This window comes from Actinoalloteichus spitiensis RMV-1378 (genome assembly GCF_000239155.1).
Lineage (GTDB): Bacteria > Actinomycetota > Actinomycetes > Mycobacteriales > Pseudonocardiaceae > Actinoalloteichus_B > Actinoalloteichus_B spitiensis.
This window is the reverse complement of sequence record NZ_AGVX02000553.1, coordinates 1-265: the sequence shown is the minus strand read 5'-3', so window position 1 is coordinate 265 and position 265 is coordinate 1. Positions and strand designations below refer to the sequence as shown.

Sequence of the window (265 nt, the reverse complement as noted above, 5' to 3'; positions counted from 1 at the left end):
GGCTGGCGCTGTGGCGGAACGAGGAGGCGGAGCGCCGGGGGCAGACGCCGCCGATCCCGCCGAACTCGATCAGCAAGCCGCCCTCGGCGGAGCTGCGCCCCGGCCAGGTCGACACCGACTCGCTGCCCGACTACGAGCTGTTGGACGCGGTCCTGGAGGGCTACATCGAGGGCGACCGGGGCCTGGCCGAGCTGGTGGCCGACGGGTTCGACGCCGAGCTCGTGGAGCGGGTGGTCCGGATGGTGGACCGAGCCGAGTACAAGCG

At 73.2% G+C, this 265-nt stretch carries 1 pseudogene; it reads left to right on the top strand.

Features of this window, described 5'->3' with window-relative positions:
• Positions 1 to 265: pseudogene (locus tag ACTIDRAF_RS30395) on the top strand (NAD+ synthase); the annotation flags it as partial.